Here is a 17,056-nt window from a genome sequence, read left to right on the forward strand (position 1 = left end):
TTGTCCGCGGCGGTGGACTTGTCAGTCCAGGTACTTGCCCACCAGTGCCAGGTTCTGGATCACCGCCAGCCCGAACTGCGCCGTGTCATTGGTGGAGACGGTGGGTGCCTCGTCCACGGGCAGCAGTACGTGGGGTGGCTCGATCCGGCGCAGCGTGAAGGCGGACCCGTGGTTCAGGTGCTCGCCACCCTCGGTGAACTTGTCCCAGGCCCGGGCTGCGAGGTCACGATCCTGCAACCTTGCCGCCGCGTACGCCGTCAGCCGGCTGTGCGCCTGCGTCAGGTAGACGCCCTCCAAGGGCTGGCCGACCGCTTCCACTTGCTCCTCCTTGGTGGCCAGGAACAGGCGGCAGTACTGCAGCCAGGCCCGTTCGAAGTCCGCATCCGGCACCAGGTCCACCAGTTCGCTGCAGATCTCCACCAGCCCGAAGACGGCGCTGAGGTGTGAGACCTGGATCTGTTCGCGGCCAGTGTCGAACCGGCCTTTGTCCAGGTCGTACAAGGCTTCGCCGGTGAGGAAGCCGTACTTCAGCGCACCGATGTCCGCCATGGTGCCCAGCAGCCGGTCCCGGGACCATGGGTTACCGGTGCGTTCCCAGTCGGTGAGCCAGGTAGCGGCCAGGGATCCCCAGTCTGTCCCCAGCCCGACGCCCAGGGCGCCCCGGTTGGGCCGGTAGGTGGCAGCATCCGGGCGCACCTTGCGGACCGGATCCAGGCCCAGGAAGTTCCGGTCGCTGTCCACCAGTTCGCTCAGCAGGTCTCCGGTGCGCTCGTCGGCCGTGAGGTAGTAGTAGAAGCGGCGGTAGGCGGGGGTGCTGATCCGCAACTGCTTGGCGCTGCAGCCCCAGTGCTGGACGTTGTGCCGGGAACCCAGGCCCTTCCATGGCCCCAGGTGGTACACGTCCACCTCGCCGGTATGCCGGGTCATTGCCTCGGCGAAGCGGAAGATGTCTGCCCGGCCCGAGCGGAGGTAGGAGTACCACAACCACAGGTCGGGGGAGAGCTCGGAGTTGTCCCAGGCGTATCCGCCCACGTCGTAGCGCCACACGTGCCGGTCGAAGTCATACGTGTGCATCACGTCGCCGAAGTTCCAGAAGCCGTACCAGCGGCGCTGCTCCACCTGGCCGGCGTAGAAGTCGAAGAGGAAGTCCAGCTGGTCTTCCAGCCGGGCGCGTGCGGGAGTGCTGCGGTCCACCGGGTCCCAGTCACCGAAGACGCCCACGGAGTGCAGGTGTTCCGGCGTGGCCTGCAGCAGCGCCGGGGTGGACGCGGCGGCGGCGTCGGCGGCGAGGCCCACGGTGGACGGGGTGGCGTCATAGGCGAACAGGGTCACCTCGTGGGTGCGGGCAATGCCGGTGGGATTGCCGAATCCGGGTTCGTAGTCCTCGTAGGTGATCTCGAGCCCCTCGAGCTGCTCCTCGAACGTGTCCTGGCCCAGGCCGTCGTGGTAGAACCGCAGGTCCATGGGCTGGGCTTCCGGGGAGAACAGCCATGCCGTCAGGGTTGCCTCGCCGGTAGCAGCGCCGCGGATGTCCAGCTGGCCCGGGTGGGACTGCCAGAAATCCTTGATTCCCACGCCCAGGCCTCCGCGGGTGTCGCTCAGGGAGCAGAAGCCTGCCGAGCGGGTGCCGCCGGAGATTCCCACCCAGCCATGGCCGCCGGTGGTCCGCTTGCGCAGTTCGAATCCGTCCGCGTTGAGCTGGGTAAGGGTGTAGTCGCCCCAGCTGGGGATGAGGTGCAGCCGGCCTGAGACCTCGGGGTTCCATGCCTCCGCGGGGGGAGTGGCGCGGCCGGCGATTTGCGCCTCCCGTACGTCCGCGCCGGGGTCCCGGCGCAGCCCGGTCAGGCCGCGCACGGCCTCGGTGAGGAACCCGCCGTCGGCCCCGGCGATCCGGACGTGCCGGTCATGCAGTTCAGCCTCCAGCGGCACGCTGAACCGGACGCCGAGGCCGGCCAGGAAGTCCCGCTCCGGGTCCCCGTCCCAGATGAAGGAGTGCACCATGCGCACGCTGCGGGCGTTGGCGTGGAAGTAGAAGCGCACCACAAACGGCAGCCAGTCGCGATGCGCGATGTCCGCCAGGTCGGGGTGGTGGCGCCCTTCCAGCCGCACCACCGCGCGCACGGGCCCGGCTTGTTCCAGGACGACGGCGGTCACCTCGCCGGTGAAGGCCTTCCGGCCCGCGGTTCCGGCCCCTTCGGGAACGCCGTCCTGCAGCAGGCTGACCAGCCGTGCGTCGCGGGCAACGGGTCTGCCGTCCCTGGACAGGCTGCTGAACAGGGTGGATCCGCTGCGGTTGATCACCATCTGCAAGACGCCGGTATCAACTGTCAGCGCGCCGGCATCCTCGGTGACCGTGACGGCCGTACCTTCCGGCGCCTGCCGGCCTGCTGCTGCGGGCGTACCGGCGCCGGTCCGCACCCGGTAGGTTTCCGACGGGGTGTCCGTCGCCGGGAGGGCGATTCCCGCCCATTTCAGGGAGCCGTCCGGCCACGTGGCCAGCGGCCACGCCTGGCTGGGGAGGGGAGTGCCGGCGGCGTCCGCCACCGAAAGTGCATCAGCGCCGGGCACTGAGCCGCGGGCGAACGGCATGCCCCACGTTGTACCGCCGCTGATTTCTGCCGGGGCCTGTCCATCGATCCACCTGATGAGGGTGCTGTCCGTCATGTCATCCGATTCCACTGGTGATTGCCGCGCTCAGGGGTCCCGCCAGAATGCAGGAAAGCGCTTTCTCGATTATGACTACAACGTAATAGACGGCAATGCCGGGCGCAAGGGGTTTCTGCCTTCCGGACTACCTGCCCGGCTGGTGACGGTCACATCTGATGAGTGTTCGGTCTTCGTGGCCAGGGTCCTGGCGGCCCATGCGCCCGGACGCATCGACGCTTGAACCGGACAATGCCAAGCTTTCACGCTGGCGTCCTGCCGCGGGCGTGAATACGGATGGCCGCCGTCCCAGCGACAGCGGCCATCCGAGCTTGTTAGTCCAGCGGCAGGGTTACCGTCACGCTGGTGCCGCTGCCCGGTGTGGATGTGATCTCCACTGTGCCGCCGGCTTCCTGGACGGCCACCGCCATCAGCCGCAGCCCGTACCCGTGGTGCCGCCCGCACGTGGCGGCGTCCCGGTCAAAGCCCGCACCGTCGTCGGCCACCACCAGGCGGATCCCGTGGTCAACGGCCAGCAGCTGGACGGTCACTGTGGATGCGCCGGAGAACTTAAAGGCGTTGCTGAGGGCTTCCCGGGCCGACTGGTACAGCAGGGAGGCACAGTCCGCCGGGATCTCGATGCCCCAGTGCGGAGTATCCCAGTGGACCGTAATTCCGTGCTGGCGAAGCGGTGCCGTGAGCCGGTCGATGCACCCGGCCAGCCCCAAAGTGTGGAAATCCAGCGGCTGGAGGTCGGTCAGCACGCCTCCGACCGTGGTGACTTCGTTGTCCAATGCTGTCTTGGTTCCCATGACTTCCTGCTCCCCAAGCTGGTTTTGTCTGATACCTCCAGCGTGGACCTCAAATGTCTAGGGGGTGCAAGATTTGCCTCAAGATCGGATCAATTCTGCGCAGGGCACCATGAGGCGAAGGTGGTCTGTGGTGCGTGCTCCCGGAAGCATGAACGAAATAAGACGAAGGACGTCCCATCTCCTGTACACTAATGGAAGACGAGAGGCCGCCGCCCGGTGCGGTCAAAGGAGATGACGTGACAGTAGCATCCGCAGCGGTACCGCCCGCAAGGTTCAGTGCACAAATCCGGTCCCATGCCCTCCAGACCCGAATCATGGAGCTCATCCTGGAACGTGGCCTGGACGTTGGCGATGCGCTGCCCACCGAGAGCGAGCTGTCCGCAGAGCTCGGCGTCGGGCGGAACACCGTCCGGGAATCCCTCAAGGTCCTCCAAGCCCTCGGCGTCATCGAAATCCGCCATGGCTTTGGCATGTTCGTGGCACCCAACAACTTCAGCGCCCTGGTTTCCGGACTGACGTTCCGCGGCCGGCTGTCCCTTCGGCACAAAGGCGAAGAAGCCATGGAGCTCATCGACGTGCGCCAGGCCCTCGAGTCAGGGCTGATTGGTTCAGCCATCGACCTGCTGACGGAGGAACACCTCGCGGACCTGAAGTCCTCGATGGAGGCCATGCAGGCCGCCGCAGCCCAAGGTGAGCCGCTGGCCGAGCACGACGCGGAATTCCACCGGAAGCTCTATGCCCCCCTGAACAACGAACTCCTGATCAATCTCATGGATGTGTTTTGGCAGGTCTACCGGCAGATCCATGAGGCCCTGGGATCGGGGCCGGTCAACCTGGAGGAACAGGCCCGGATCCACTGGCACATCTACGAGGCCGTGGCCAACCGGGACAAGGCGCTCGCGGCCGAACGCCTGCAGCGCCACTTCGACGGCATCCGCCAAAAACTCAAGGACGTCGCGTCCGCCTAGCGGCGCAAACCCGGATCCACCACGCTTCCGCGGCAGGCGGCCCTACGCCGGCCGGCCCGGCTGCCGCATGCCCTGCTTAAGTCCTTCCTTACGAGAAAGCCCAGCCTTGGAAATCTTTGTCGTTCCCGATGCCGCCGCCACCGGTGTGGTCGCCGCCGGGATTCTTGCCGCCGTCGTCCGCTCCAAGCCAGCCGCCGTGCTGGGCGTGGCGACCGGAGGCTCTCCGCTTCCTGCCTACGCAGCCCTTGCGGGGCACCGGCTGGACATGTCCGGGGTCCGCGCATTCGCCCTGGACGAGTACGTCGGGCTGCCTGCCGGACACCCGCAGAGCTATGGCGAGGTGGTGCGGCGGGAGGTGACCGAACGGCTGGGAATGGACCCGGCGCTCGTTCGGGTACCCGCCGGCAACGCGGCGGACCCCGGGCAGGCAGCCGAGGACTACGACGCTGCCATTCGTGCTGCCGGCGGGGTGGACGTGCAACTCCTGGGCATCGGGCACAATGGGCATCTTGCCTTCAACGAACCAGGATCCGCTTTCTCCTCCCGCACCCGGGTGGAAGTCCTGGCCGAACGCACGCGCGCCGCCAACGCCCGGTACTTCACGTCCGAATCCGACGTGCCGCGCCGGTGCATCACGCAGGGACTCGGAACCATCCTCGAGGCCCGGCACTTGCTCCTGGTGGTGGCCGGAACTGACAAAGCCGGCATCCTCGCCCGCGCCCTGCACGGCGAGGTCTCGGAGGACTGCCCCGCATCCGCGCTGCAACTCCACCAGCACGTGACGGTGGTGGCAGACGAAGCCGCGGCGGCACTGCTGGCTCCCGGCAGCGGCCAGGTTCCCGTGCGCGTTCCCCGGGAGGCTGTTGGCGTCTAGGACCGTCCCTCCGTGTCCCGGCCGCCCGGCCGCCACCACAGGATCCTGCCCGTCGGCCCGTTGCTGCGGCACGACGGCGAAGGCTGCGACACGAAGGCAAAGCAAAAGGGCGCCCGCCTGCACGGTGTAGCGTGCAGGAAGATCAACAGCCTGAGGGGGCAGCGCTTGAATATCACCGAGTCCGTCACAGCCGTGCGTCCGGCGCACGGAGACCTCGGCAGCGGGCATCCATGAACGCCAAACGGCAGGCGCAACCGTTGACGTTGTTCTGGAAACTCATCATCACCCTCTCCGCCGTGGTGGGCGTGGGTACCTGCGCGGGTCTTTGGCTTATTTACACGCACTTCCTGATGGCAACGCCCGGGACCATGGCAGTGCTGGAACGGCAGCTGACCAAGAGCGACGCCATCCCGGCCATCCAGGACGAGGACGGCGAAGCGGTCATCCGTGAATCCCGGAAGCTCGCCTCCTATGAGTCCATGACCTACTACGCCGCGCCGGCCAGGACGTCAGGCGTCGCATGCCTGGTGGGGAAGTATGACCTGGACCAGGTGTCCTACTGGGAGGCCTGCGACTACATCCCCGACGGCCGGGACATCCTGGCGGAAGTGCAGGACCCCGACGGCAGGGACATTCTCTTTGTCCCCGACCAGTTTGATCACGGCCCGATGGAACGGGACGGCTGGGTCACCCTGCACCGCAACCTGCTGGTCATGCCCTTCACTGAACCGCGGCAGCCCCAAGCTCCCGAACTGCTGACCCGCAACGCAACGTTGCAAAAGACCGGTTAGCCGCGGTTAGGCCAAGGCGTCCACGAACCAGCCGGTGAGGGTGGCGGGGTGCGTTATGGCCGTGCCCACAACCACCGCGAAGGCGCCGGCGTCGAGGGCCTGCCGGGCTTGCGCCGGCGAATGGACACGGCCCTCGGCGATCAGCGGGACACCGAAACCGGCCGCTGCGATATCCGCCAGCAACTCCAGGTCCGGGCCGGCGGTCTTGGGGCGCTCGCCGGTGTAACCGGCCAAGGTGGTGCCGATGAGGTCCGCACCGGCCTCGGCGGCGGCGGCGGCATCCTGGAGCGAACCACAGTCCGCCATGACCAGGGCGTGGGATTCCTGGTGGATCCCGGCGACAGTCTGCGCCAGGGTCAGCCCGTCCGGCCGGTCACGGCGGGTCCCGTCCACCGCCACCACGTGGGCGCCGGCGTTGGCCACGGCCAGGGCGTGCCTGAACGTGGGTGTGATGAAGACCCCGTCATGCCCGTCTTTCCAGAGCCCAATGACCGGAACCTCGACGGCGGCGCGCGTGTACTGGATATCTGCCAGGCCTTGCACGCGGACCGCCGCGGCGCCGCCGATCACGGCGGAGGCAGCCACCTGGGCGGTGGTGCGGGGATCCCGCATGGGTTCGCCGGGGTAGGCCTGGCAGGACACGATGAGCCGGCCCCGCAGGGATTCCAGGGCTTCGGGGGACAGGATCATGGAGTGCTTCCTTGGCTGGTGTGGAGGGGCAGAAGAACCAGGCGGGCAGCGCCCACAAGGGCAGCGGCATTGCCCAGGGCCGCGGGTACCACCGGCAGGTCTCCCAGCGCCGGCAGGAGTTCGGCCCGGAGCGCTACCCGCATGGGCTCCCACCACCGCTCCCCGGCATCGGCCAGGCCGCCGGAGACCACAACGATTTCGGGATCGAGGATGTTGGCCAGGCCGCCCACCGCCTGGCCGGCGGCCGCAGCGGAGGCGTGGATGGCCTTGGCGGCAGTGGAGTCGCCGGCGCCGGCCAGGGCGAAGACGCCGCGGGCGTCGCGGGCAGGGGCGGTGCCACCCAGCCGGAGGTAGGCCTCCAGGACGGCCGGGCCGGAGGCGATCGCTTCGACGTGCCCTGACCCGCCGCAGACGCACGCCAGCGCAACGCCCCCGTGAAAGGCGTGCGGTGAGGCGAAATGGCCCACATGGCCGCCGGCATGCCGGTGTCCCAGGACGGGCCGGCCGTCCACCACGAAACTGCCGCCCACGCCCGTGCCGAACGCCACCAGCAACGAACTTGCAGTCCCTGCGGCCGCTCCGGTCCAGGCCTCACCCAGGGCGTGGGCGTGGACATCGTTCACTGCCCGGACGGACGACGCCGGCAGGTCCAGCCGGGCGGCCAGGCCTGCGGTCAGTGCCGTCCCGGCCCAGCCCCGGATGGCATCCGTGGCCGAGACCACCACGCCGCGGGCGGAATCGATCACACCGGCGGAGCCGATTCCAACCCCCGACACGGCCAGGCCCTCTTTGCGGGCCCGGCCAATCAACGCGGTAACCAGCGCAGCAGTGGCATCGAGGATGGCGGACCCGCCGTCACGGTTCAGCGTGGGGATGGTCTCCGAAAACAGGACCTCCCCCGCGGCAGAGACCACTCCCGCTGCAGTCTTGGTACCGCCAAGATCAACACCAACGGCGTACATCACCAGCGTTTTACACCAGGCCGTTGCGTTCGAGGATGACCTTGATCGCGGTGGTCTCTTCTTCGTTCAACGCCTGCATGGGTGCGCTCATGGTGTTGGATTCGATGACGCCCATGAGCTGCAGCGCCGTCTTGAAGGCACCCAACCCGGCCGCCCCTCCGGAGACTCGTCCGTTGGGGGTGTAGACGATCTCGAAGAGGTCGGCCAGGCGGTCTTGTTCGGCGGCGGCTTTCGCCCAGTCGCCGGAAGCTGCAGCGTCCACCAGGTTGCGGTAGCCGCGGGGATCCACGTTGCCCAGGCCCGGAACCACGCCTTGTGCGCCGCCGAGCAGGGCACCGTCCACCACCACTTCGTGTCCGGTGAAGATGTCGAAGTTTTCGATGCCACGGGCGGCGAGCAGGAGCTGGCGGAAGGCGACGTCGTCCCCGGAGGAGTCCTTGACGCCGGCGATGACGCCGTCGCGGCCCAGCCGGACCAGCAGGTCGGTGGGGAGCTTGAAATGGGTGCGCACAGGGACGTCGTAGGCGAAGACCGGGGCGTCAACGGCTGCATGGATGCTCCGGAAATGCGTTTCGGTTTCCTCGGCGTTGCCGATCGCGTAGTACATGGAGGTGACCACGATGGCATCCGCGCCAAGGTCCACCACCCGCTTGGCTTCCTCGATGACGCGGTTGGTGGTCTGTTCGTTGGCGCCCACGATCAGCGGCACGCGGGCTGCGCCAGCAGCAGAATTCGCCTCGGCGATGGTGCTGACCACCTGTGCGCGTTCGGCGTTGGTCATGTAAGGCACCTCCGCTGAGGAGCCCAGGACGAAGAGCCCGGACACGCCGCCGTCGAGCAGGTGCTTGGTGAGGTTCTGCAGCGAGGCGGTGTCGATGCTGCCGTCTGCGTGGCGGGGGGTGACGACAGGGGGAATGACGCCCGAGAACTGGGAAGACACGGAAAACTCCAATGCGTGGTTGTAAGAGGTGGGGTTGAAAATTTCAGGTGTGCAGCAAACTGGGCGCGGCACCGAGGAGTTTGCGGGTGTAGTCGTTCCGGGGGGTGTCGAACACCTGGGCCGCCGGTCCTTCCTCCACGATTTCGCCGAAGTACATGACGCAGATGCGGTCGGAAACGTAGCGGACGGTCTGGATGTCGTGGGAGATGAACACCATGCCCAGGTTCAGTTGGGTCTTCAGGTCCGAGAGCAGGTTCAGCACCTGGGCGCGGACGGACACGTCCAGCGCCGAGGTGGGTTCGTCGGCAACGATGATGTCCGGGTCCAGGGCCAAGGCCCTGGCGATGGCAACACGCTGGCGTTGCCCGCCGGAAACCTGCGACGGCGTTACTTCCGCCGCGGAGGCTGGCAGCCCTACCAGCGCCAGGAGTTCCTTGACTTTGGCGGCCCGGGACGCGGCGTTGCCGATGCCGTGGACCTGGAGCGGGTCGGTCAGGATGTCCTGGATGGTCATGCGCGGGTTCAGTGCCGTGGCGGGGTCCTGGAAGACGACGGAGACGGCGCGGCCAAACTCCTTTCGCATGGCGGCGTTGCGTTTGATGGCCGGTTTGCCGTGGAACAGCACCTCGCCGGATGTGGGCGCCTGCAGCCCCACCAGGACCGAGGCCAGGGTGGACTTGCCGCACCCGGATTCGCCAACGATGCCCACCGTTTCGCCGCGGCTGATGGTGAAGTCAACCCCGTTGACGGCCTTGACGATGTTGGGCCGGAAGAGCCCCCCGGTGCGTGCGCGGTGATGGACCTTTACGTCCTTGAGTTCGATGACCGGTTTGCCGGTGGATACGCTCACTTGGCGTCCTCCTTAAGGTGGCTGGCCCAGTAATGGTCCGAGTCCCCGCCCACGGCGGTGAGGACCAGTGCCTGGTTGGGGTCGGCATCGCTGCGCAGCGACCGGGGTGCGAAGCGGTCGCCGCTGGCGAAATCCTGGGGCGAAGGCACGGTGCCGGGGATCTGGTGGAGGCGGGCAGCGTCCGCTTCGATGGAGAGCACGGCACCCAGCAGGCCGCGGGTGTATTCGTGTTTCGGGTTCCGCAGCAGTTCGGAGGCGCGGGCGGATTCAACCACCTGGCCGGCGTACATCACCGTGATCCGGTGGGCCAGCGAGGCCACCAGCGCCAGGTCGTGGCTGACGAACACCATGGCGAAGCCCAGCTGCTCCCGCAGTTCGTTGAGCAGGTCCACCACCTGCTTCTGGACCGTAACGTCCAGCGCGGTGGTTGGTTCGTCTGCCACCACGATCTTGGGCGAGCGGGAGAGCGCCATGGCGATCAGGACGCGCTGGCGCTGGCCGCCCGAGAGCTCGTGGGGGTAGCTGGCCAGGGTGCGGACGGGGTCCAGTTTGACCATCTCCAGCAGTTCGGCCGGTGTCTTCCGGCCGCCGCGGCGGGTCAGCTGCGTCATCTGGTCCTTGATCTTCATGGACGGGTTCAGCGAGCTGAGCGCGTCCTGGTAGACCATGGCGATCTGTTCGCCGCGAAGCCCCTGGTAGGCCTTGACGTTGCTGTGCCCGGTTTTTGGATCCAGCAGTTCCTTGCCGTCGAAGGTGATGGAACCGGTGATCTTCGCTGTCTTGGGCAGCAGGCCCATGATGGCCAGCGACGTGATGGACTTGCCGCAGCCGGATTCACCCACCAGGCCCATGGTTTCGCCTTCGCGGACGGTGAAGGAGACGTTGTCCACGATGGCTGTGTCACCGAAGCGGCCGGGGAACCGGATGGACAGGTTCCTGACTTCCAGGACGGTGCGGGTGTTGGCGGGAACCTGGGGCAGCCGGTCGGTGCGGGTGGCCTCGACGGCGGCGAGGAGTTCCAGCTCGCGGTCCAGCAGGGCGTGCGGGGTGGCGGCCGCCGCGCGGCGGTCGGTCAGCAGGGCGGAATGGGCCAGCTCGCGCTCGCCGGCATTCGCAGTTGTTGCCTCGCGGACGCCGTCGAGCTCGTGTTCCTCCACGACTGAGGGTTGCGCAACCGAGGTGGCTACCTCGGTGTCCACCGCGGCGACAGCCGCGCCGGCCACCGATGCCGCGGCGCCGTCGTCGTCCTTCACCGCAGGTGCCTTGCGGAGCCGCGGGTTCACCATGGCATCGGTGAGTCCTTCGGCCAGGATGTTCAGCGCCAGCACGGTCAGCAGGATGGTGAGGCCAGCGAAAGTGGTGGCCCACCACCCGCCGGAGAGGACCAGGTTGCGGCCGTAGGAGATCACATTGCCCCACGACGGGGCCGGATCCTGCACGCCGGCGCCCAGGAAGGACAGCGAGGCTTCGAGGATGATCGCGTCGGCCACCATCACCGTGGCGAACACCAGGACGGGGGCCGCGGTGTTGCGCACGATGTGCTTGGCCAGGATGTAGAAGCGGCCGGCGCCGATGACCCGTTCCGCCCGGACGTAGTCCTCGCCGTACTGGGCGAGCACGTTGGCGCGGACCACCCGGGCCAGCTGCGGGGTGTAGATGATGGCGATGGCCACGATGATGGTGGGCACCGAGTTGCCGAATGCCGCCAGCAGGACCGCCGCCAGGGCGATGCCCGGGAACGCCATGAGGATGTCCATGAGGCGCATGAGCAGTTCGTTCACGGCCTTGCTGGATGTCGCGGCGAGCGAGCCGAGGAACGCGCCGGCGAGGACCGCCAGTGCCACGGCGCCCAGGCCGATCATCAGCGAGGACTGGGAACCGTAGAGCAGGCGGGAGAAGATGTCGCGGCCCAGCCGGTCGGTGCCGAAGAAGTGCTCGGCGCCGGGAGGCGTGGCCGGCAGGAAGGTCTCCAGCGGGTCGTGCGGTGCCAGGACCGGGGCGAAGACGGCCGCGAGGGCGATCACCACCAGGAAGGAGAGGGCCAGGCGGGAGCCCCAGGGCAGGGCCTTGAAGCGAAGTCCGGGGGCGCTCAGACGTTCAGCGAGTTTGCTGCGCATGGGTCACACGGTCCTGATTCGGGGGTTGATGAGCAGGTAGAGGAGGTCCACGGCAATGTTCACCAGGACGAAAGTCACGGAAATGGTCAGGACCACGCCCTGCACCAGGTTCACGTCAAGGTTGGTGATGCCGTTGAGGATCAGCTGGCCCATGCCGGGCAGCGCAAAGATCATTTCAATGACGACGGCGCCGCCCAGCAGGTAGCCGATCCGCAGTCCCAGCACGGTGACCGGAGTGACCAGGGCGTTGCGGAGCACGTTCCTGGAGACCACTTCCCGGTACGGGACGCCGTTGCCGATGGCGGTGCGGACATAGTCCCGGTCCAGCTCCTCCACCATGGAGGTGCGGACCACCCTGATGAGGGAAGCCGAGACCGGGATGCCCAGTGCCAGGGCGGGCAGCGCCATCGAGTTGAGCCAGCCGCCGAACCCGGATTCCGGGGTGGCAATGCCGCCGGACGGGAACAGCGGTGCCGGACCAAGGGCGAACCACTGGATCAGCAGGATGCCCAGCCAGAACGACGGCGTTGCCACCGCGGCGATGGAGAAGACCCGCACCAGCTGGTCCTGCCATTTGTCCCGGTACAAGGCGCCGATGATGCCGAAGACCAGCGAGACCACGACCGCGATGATGACGCCCAGGAGCGTCAGCTGCAGCGTCAGGGGGAAGGCTGAGCCGATCATGCTTGCCACGGATTTCGCCGGCGGAGTGGTGACTCCGAGGTCGAGCTGGAGGAGTTTTCCAAGGAAGCGGAAGTACTGCAGCAGCAGCGGATCGTTCAGGCCGTTCGCCTGCCGGTACTGCTCTTTCGCTTCCTCGCTGGCCCCTTCGCCCAGGGCGCTGCTCGCCTGGTCGCCGGGAGCGGCCTGCAGGACGAGGAACACGAGCAAGGTGATGCCCAGGACCATCAGCGGCAGGGCTGCCAGCCTCCGGCCCAGGAGGCGCAATATCGTGGTCAATGTAGTCTCCGGTTGGTGTGGCTAGGCGGTGCGGCCCACACCAACGAAGGAAACTCCGGTGGTGGGAAGGGGCTTGAAGCCGCTGAGCTTCTTTGCATCCCAGGCGCTGGGAAGCTGGCGGTGGAACAGCGGGTAGAGGGGCACCTCTTCGGAGACCAGGTCCACGATCTGCCCGGTGAGCTTCTTGGCGTCATCCTTGGACGACTGGCCGGCCTTGGTCATGAGGTCCACGAGCTGGGCACGCTCAGGCGTCGAGCCCCAGTAGGCGCGGTTCTTCATCCAGGTGTCACCGGCGTAGAACCAGCTCAGCAAGAGGTCTGCGTCGTTGCCGAAGACGGACGGATCGCCTGGCGCCGCAACCACCTTGTAGTCGCCTTTGCCGACGCGGTCCGTATACAAGGCGCCGGACTGCAGGTTCTTGAGGGTCACCTTGACACCGGGGATCTTGTTCCAGGATTCCAGCATCAGGGGAGCAACGTCCTTGACCCACGCGGTGTCCGTGGTGAGGAGCTCGAACTCCAGGCTGGAGACGCCGGCCTGCTTGAGGAGGTCTGCAGCCTTGTTGGGATCGTAGCTGTAGACGTTCTTGGCCTTGACGTAGTCCGGGTGGCCCTCCTGGAAGTAGGAGCTGGCCGGCTTGGCGTTGCCGAACAGGGCTTTCTTGATGATGGAGTCCTTGTCCAGGCCGTAGTGCAGGGCCTGGCGGACCAGCTTGTTGTCGAACGGCGCGGCGGAGCAGTTGAACATCAGGAACAGCAGGCCGAACGACTGTACGGATTCAACGGTGGCTGCGGACTTGAGCCCCTGCATGTCCAGGTAGGGGACGTCCTCGATGGCCTGGACCCGGCCGGACTGCATTGCGGTCACGCGGGCGGCGGCATCGGAGAGCAGCAGCCAGGTCATGCCCTTGGCCAGTGCCGGCATGGGGCCGTTGTAGGCCTGGTTCGCCTCGAAGATGATCTTGTCGTCCTTGACGGCGGAAACCAGCTTGTACGGGCCGGTTCCAACGGGCTTGGCATCGAAGGATTTCAGCTGGTCCGAGCCGGCCGGGAAGTTGGTGAGCGCCTTGGGCACCACCTTTACCACAGAGATCCGGGGTCCGAAGCCGGGGAAGGCGTACTTCAGCGTGAATTCCACGGTCTTGGCGTCGAGGGCCTTGACGTCCTGGATGAACGGGATGAACTGCGAGAACAGGGACTTGTTGGCGGGATCCATGACCCGGGTAAAGGAGAAGACCACGTCCTCGGCGGTGACCGGGGTGCCGTCGTGGAACGTGGCGCCTTCGCGGATGGCCACCTGGTAGGTGGTGGGGTTGACCATCTTGGGATCAGTTGCAGCCAGGGCGTTGTAGGGCTCCCGGGTTGCCGGGTGGAGCTCAACCAGGCCCTCGAAGACGTGCAGGTTGGCGGCCATGGGGGTGGCGCCGGAGGAGGAAATGGGATCGAAGCCGGTGGAGAGGGCGTAAGAGATGCCGGCCTCGATGGTGAGGTCCTTGTTGATCGGCGAGGTGTTGGTGGTTGAGCTGCTGGTGGTGGCGGCCGGTCCACCGCAGGCGGCCAGGGAGCTGGCAAAGGCTGCGGCCAGGCCCATGGCCCCGCCGAGTTTGAGGAAGTTCCGGCGGCTGGCGTCATTGACCAGCGGCAGGTTCTTGATGTTGTTCATTGGCCTCACCGTTCAGGAGATGTTTATCGGATGTAGGATGTCCTAGCTCGTATGGAAAACTGTAAGTCCCATCACAGCCAGCGTCAAGTGGACTAATGTTTCTTGCATTTACGCTTGGCCTGACGCCATACCCTTCGCGAATGGAGCTTCCTTGTCCTTGATTGTCGGCGCCTACCCCGCCCAGCCCGTCGAACTGCAGGAGCAGTTCTACCGGGGCCTCGCTGCCATTTCCCCGATCCGCGGACTTGAGCTTCCCTATGGTCCGCATGGCGGGACCGGCTGGCCCGCCGGGGCGCCGGAGACCTGGTCCGCGGTGGTCACCGCCATCCCCGGGACCATGCAGCGGCTGGCCGCCAACGCGGCGTTCGGCCTGGCCTCCGCTGACACGGCGGGCCGGCGGGAAGCCCTCGACTTCGCGGCGGGTGTCCGGGAGTATGCCCGCGGGCTGCAGGATGCCGGGCATGAGGTGGAGGCTGTTGAACTCCATTCCGCGCCTACCGGGGGCGCCTCCGCCCGCTGGTTCGAGGAATCGCTCAAGGAAGTCCTGGAGTGGGACTGGGGATCGGCGCGAGTGCTGATCGAACACTGCGACGCCCCACGCCCAGGGGCAAGTCCGGAGAAGGGGTTCTTGTCCTTTGCCGAAGAGGTGGACATCGCCGTTTCGCTCCGGAACCAAGGTTTGGAGCGCGTGGGTGTGACCGTTAACTGGGCGCGCTCAGTCATCGAATCAGGCAGTCCTGAAACGGCAGTTGAACACCTGTCGCTCGGCCGTGAAGCAGGCGTCCTCGAGGGCCTGGTCTTTTCCGGCTGCTCGCCGGAGGAAACCGGCTTCGGCTATGCGTGGATCGACGCACACCTCCCCGCAGTGGAGATCCAGGGCGCCCCGCCCAGCTCCATGCTGAACCGCCACGAAATTGACCGGTGCCTTGCCGCAGCGGGTCCGCTCCCCATCCTTGGGTTCAAGGTCGGGCTTGGTCCTGATGAGCTGTCGCCGGAAGAACGCGTGGAGCGGCTCCGGCACATGTCGGTCCTGGTGGGGGAGTAGCGGCTCAGCGCCCGGTGCTCCCTGTCACGGTGATGGCTCCCGACGCGACGTCGCAGCGGAAGGTCCGGGAGGGTTGTTTCCTGCCGCCGCCAACCGCAGCTTCCACTGCAAAGCTAACCTCAAAGTCGTCCTGTTCCATGTCCTCCGCCGTCACGGTGTAGGTGGGCGTGAAGTAGAGAACCTCCTGGCCCGGCGGGAGGTCGGTTGCCGGAAACTCCCCCGCCCCCGGACCGTGCAGGCGCACGTCCCGGACGGTGTGGCTGCCCTCATTCCGGGCCCTGCCGGTGAATGCCAGAATGTCCCCGGCCTTGTATCCGGGAGTGACCGGACCGTAGTTCAGGTCCTGCGCCTCCCGGGTGCCCAGGACCTGGGCCTGGTCCGGGGAGTAGGCCTGGCCGATCTCCTTCCATGACTCGGCGCCCCAGCCATCTCCGCCGGATGCCATCACGTGGAATTCGCCGGCGTTTAGCCACACGGGGGGAAGCCCGGGGGTGATGGACCGCAACTCCATGTCGAAGGCCAAGCCCGGCTCGGACGGCGGCAGGCCGTCGTCGGGCCCTGCTGTATCCGGTGACGAAAGCTGGCCGGTGAGCTGGCCGGACGGCACCGAGGCAAAAACGATCTCGCGGTAGCCCTGGCGTTCGTACAGCACACCAATGTTGCCGTCCGGCAGGCGGGTGGCGGTGGAGTACGCCGAGCTGCCCGGGCACAGCACCAGCTTGGCAGGCCAGGTGGCGCCGTCGTCGGGGGACAGGCTCAGCACGGTGTTGCGGCGCAGATTGGGGTCCTGGTTGTTGGTGGCCAATAGCCAGGAATCCGTGGCCGGCGCGGCGAGGCCGGTGACGGACGGCAATCCGTCGAAGCGGGCCAGTGAACCGTTGTCGCTGGGATCGGGAAGGTCCGCGACCGGAACCGGCGTGCTCCAGCTGTGGCCGCCGTCGTCGGAGGCGGCCGCAAGGCGCTGCGGCGTGGCCCGGCTGTGCAGGAGCAGCCTGCCATCGCTGAGCGCGGCCACCTTGTTCTCGTTGGGGGCGCCGCCGTCGGCTGTCCCCTCAATCAGCCGGCCAAGCCGCCAGGTATCGCCATGGTCGTCGCTGTAGGCCGAGGCTGCCATGATCCTGCCCCCGCTCAACACCACATACTGCTGCACCAGCCGCCCCTGGTGCGGGCCGCAGTGGATCTGGATCCCTTGGCCGGCCGCGGCGAAGATGCCCGTGATCTCCCGTCCGCTGCTTGCCTTGAGGTCCGCCGTAATGCGCCGGTGCTGCCAGGTCAGGCCGTCGTCGTCGGACATGCTGAGATCGCAATGCTGGACCTGGTGGTCGTGGTGGTCCATCCCCGCTGTGGCCTCGAAGAAGCCGGCATGCGTCCCGGCGGCGTGGAAGAGGAAGATCCGTCCGGTCTCGGCGTCAACGAGCAGGCTGGGGTCCCCGAATCCTTCCAGCCCGGTTCCGGTCCGCACCACTTCCTGGCCACTCCAGGTGCGCCCGCTGTCCGTACTGCGCCGGATCAGCAGGTCGATGGGACTTGGGAGATCGTCCAGGTTGGGCCGGCCGTCATAGGCCGCGAGCAGTGTCCCCCTGACGGTGACGGCGAGGGCGGGGATCCGGTACTGACGGTAGCCGCCGCGGCCGCGGGCCGCCAGGACATGCTCGACGGCGGGCCGCGCGGCGGGGATGGCGGGGCGTGCGGCGCGGGTGGCGGGAAGGAGATGGGATGTCACATCTACAGCATAGCCACCT

14 protein-coding genes are annotated in these 17,056 nt (G+C 67.2%); 4 read left to right on the forward strand and 10 right to left on the reverse strand.

Features of this window, described 5'->3' with window-relative positions; genetic code table 11:
- Positions 1 to 21: 21 nt before the first annotated feature.
- Positions 22 to 2,664, reverse strand: a complete 2,643-nt coding sequence (locus AC4EEO_RS01325; RefSeq protein WP_491339698.1) for an exo-rhamnogalacturonan lyase family protein — start codon at positions 2,662 to 2,664, stop codon at positions 22 to 24.
- A gap of 314 nt (positions 2,665 to 2,978) precedes the next feature.
- Positions 2,979 to 3,455 (reverse strand): sensor histidine kinase, encoded by a 477-nt coding sequence (locus AC4EEO_RS01330; protein WP_285319675.1) that lies wholly within the window; start codon positions 3,453 to 3,455, stop codon positions 2,979 to 2,981.
- A 236-nt stretch (positions 3,456 to 3,691) separates the two neighbouring features.
- On the opposite strand from AC4EEO_RS01330, the gene AC4EEO_RS01335 reads away from it, so the two are divergent.
- The 3 genes from AC4EEO_RS01335 (at position 3,692) to AC4EEO_RS01345 (ending at position 6,088) form a co-directional block, all read left to right on the forward strand.
- Positions 3,692 to 4,423, forward strand: a complete 732-nt coding sequence (locus AC4EEO_RS01335) for a FadR/GntR family transcriptional regulator (protein ID WP_491339699.1) — start codon at positions 3,692 to 3,694, stop codon at positions 4,421 to 4,423.
- A 106-nt stretch (positions 4,424 to 4,529) separates the two neighbouring features.
- Positions 4,530 to 5,297 carry a glucosamine-6-phosphate deaminase gene (locus tag AC4EEO_RS01340; protein ID WP_285319677.1) on the forward strand — a complete coding sequence of 256 codons (768 nt, stop codon included), beginning with the start codon at positions 4,530 to 4,532 and terminating at the stop codon, positions 5,295 to 5,297.
- A gap of 230 nt (positions 5,298 to 5,527) precedes the next feature.
- A complete protein-coding gene (locus AC4EEO_RS01345) occupies positions 5,528 to 6,088 on the forward strand; it encodes a hypothetical protein (RefSeq protein ID WP_018760911.1) in 561 nt (186 codons plus the stop codon).
- 6 nt (positions 6,089 to 6,094) lie between these two features.
- Here AC4EEO_RS01345 and AC4EEO_RS01350 read toward each other — a convergent pair whose 3' ends face one another.
- From AC4EEO_RS01350 to AC4EEO_RS01380, 7 genes are read right to left on the reverse strand one after another with little or no spacing between them, the layout of a single operon-like run.
- On the reverse strand, positions 6,095 to 6,778 hold the full coding sequence (locus tag AC4EEO_RS01350) for an N-acetylmannosamine-6-phosphate 2-epimerase (protein WP_491339700.1): 684 nt from the start codon (positions 6,776 to 6,778) through the stop codon (positions 6,095 to 6,097).
- Positions 6,775 to 7,740: an ROK family protein gene (locus tag AC4EEO_RS01355; protein ID WP_491340382.1), complete on the reverse strand. Its 966-nt coding sequence runs from the start codon at positions 7,738 to 7,740 to the stop codon at positions 6,775 to 6,777. Before AC4EEO_RS01355 ends, AC4EEO_RS01350 begins: the two co-directional genes overlap by 4 nt.
- Positions 7,741 to 7,750: 10 nt before the next feature.
- Complete coding sequence (locus AC4EEO_RS01360) at positions 7,751 to 8,680, reverse strand: dihydrodipicolinate synthase family protein (RefSeq protein ID WP_491339701.1); 930 nt, start codon at positions 8,678 to 8,680, stop codon at positions 7,751 to 7,753.
- Between the two features lie 43 nt (positions 8,681 to 8,723).
- Complete coding sequence (locus AC4EEO_RS01365) at positions 8,724 to 9,530, reverse strand: ATP-binding cassette domain-containing protein (RefSeq protein ID WP_285319683.1); 807 nt, start codon at positions 9,528 to 9,530, stop codon at positions 8,724 to 8,726.
- Positions 9,527 to 11,647, reverse strand: coding sequence for a dipeptide/oligopeptide/nickel ABC transporter permease/ATP-binding protein (locus tag AC4EEO_RS01370; protein WP_018760916.1), 2,121 nt, complete (start codon positions 11,645 to 11,647; stop codon positions 9,527 to 9,529). Before AC4EEO_RS01370 ends, AC4EEO_RS01365 begins: the two co-directional genes overlap by 4 nt.
- Positions 11,648 to 11,650: 3 nt before the next feature.
- Positions 11,651 to 12,607 (reverse strand): ABC transporter permease, encoded by a 957-nt coding sequence (locus AC4EEO_RS01375; protein ID WP_285319686.1) that lies wholly within the window; start codon positions 12,605 to 12,607, stop codon positions 11,651 to 11,653.
- Positions 12,608 to 12,628: 21 nt separating this feature from the next.
- On the reverse strand, positions 12,629 to 14,269 hold the full coding sequence (locus AC4EEO_RS01380; protein ID WP_018760918.1) for an ABC transporter substrate-binding protein: 1,641 nt from the start codon (positions 14,267 to 14,269) through the stop codon (positions 12,629 to 12,631).
- A 151-nt stretch (positions 14,270 to 14,420) separates the two neighbouring features.
- Between AC4EEO_RS01380 and AC4EEO_RS01385 the strand changes: the two genes are divergently transcribed.
- Complete coding sequence (locus AC4EEO_RS01385) at positions 14,421 to 15,314, forward strand: DUF4862 family protein (RefSeq protein ID WP_491339702.1); 894 nt, start codon at positions 14,421 to 14,423, stop codon at positions 15,312 to 15,314.
- A gap of 4 nt (positions 15,315 to 15,318) precedes the next feature.
- On the opposite strand, the gene AC4EEO_RS01390 is transcribed toward AC4EEO_RS01385, so the two are convergent.
- Positions 15,319 to 17,037, reverse strand: a complete 1,719-nt coding sequence (locus AC4EEO_RS01390) for a sialidase family protein (protein ID WP_491339703.1) — start codon at positions 17,035 to 17,037, stop codon at positions 15,319 to 15,321.
- Positions 17,038 to 17,056: the final 19 nt, after the last annotated feature.

This window comes from Pseudarthrobacter sp. MOO13 (genome assembly GCF_058267655.1).